Raw genomic sequence first — 933 nt, 5'->3', positions numbered from 1 at the left:
GCGGAGAAGTCGCGGTCCACGAACTCGTCGAAGGCCTTGCCCGTCAGCAGCGCGGGCGTCCAGTTGTTCTTCTTCAGCGCCTCGGCCCAGGCCTTGCTCTTGGTGGCCTTGACGATCATCTCGGTGAGCGCGTCGCGCTGCGCCGGCGTGATGCCCGGCGCGCCGTACACGCCGCGCCAGTTGCCGATCTCCACGTCGATGCCCTGCTCCTTGAGCGTGGGCACGTTGATGCCCGCCACGCGCTGGCCCGAGGTGATGCCCACGGCCTTCATCTTGCCGCTGTCGATGTACTGCTGGAACTCGCTGTAGCCGCTGCCGCCCACCGTGACGTTGCCGCCCAGGATGGCCGCCGTGGCCTCACCGCCCCCACGGAAGGGCACGTAGTTGATCTTGGCCGCGGGCACGCCCACCGATTGCGCGATCTGCGCGGCCGCGATGTGTTCGGTGGAGCCGCGCGAGCCGCCGCCCCATTTGACGCTGCCGGGGTCTTTCTTGAGCTGCTCGACCACGTCTTTCATGGTCTTGAAGGGCGAGTTGGCCGGCAGCACGAAGACGTTGTATTCGGTGGTCAGGCGCGCGATGGGCGTGAGCTGGGTGATGGACACCGGGGGTTTGCCGGTGATCAGGCCACCGAGCATGACCGCGCCCATGACCATCAGGGCGTTGGGGTCGCCCTTGCTGGCGTTGTAGAACTGGGCCAGGCCGATGGCGCCGGCTGCGCCGCCCTTGTTCTCGAAGGTGACGGAGGAGGCCACGCCGGCGTCGCGCAGGGCTTCGCCCAGGGCGCGGCCGGTGCCGTCCCAGCCACCACCGGGGTTGGCCGGGATCATCATCTTGATGTTGGCGTTGGCCCAGGCCAGGTTGGGCAGGGCTCCGGCGGCGGCCATGGCGGCCAGGGACTTCAGGAAGGTGTCGCGACGCATGCTTGTCTCC

The 933-nt window shown here is 68.5% G+C and carries 1 protein-coding gene; it reads right to left on the bottom strand.

The annotated features are described in order from the left end of the window. A partial coding sequence (locus HTA01S_RS24415; protein WP_068176653.1) for a tripartite tricarboxylate transporter substrate binding protein occupies positions 1–923 on the bottom strand: 923 nt, incomplete at its 3' end. Positions 924–933 lie beyond the last annotated feature (10 nt).

Source organism: Hydrogenophaga taeniospiralis CCUG 15921, assembly GCF_001592305.1.
In the GTDB taxonomy this organism is placed as follows: domain Bacteria; phylum Pseudomonadota; class Gammaproteobacteria; order Burkholderiales; family Burkholderiaceae_C; genus Hydrogenophaga; species Hydrogenophaga taeniospiralis.
Note: the sequence above shows the minus strand (reverse complement) of the source record. Positions and strands in the feature narration are given on the sequence as shown.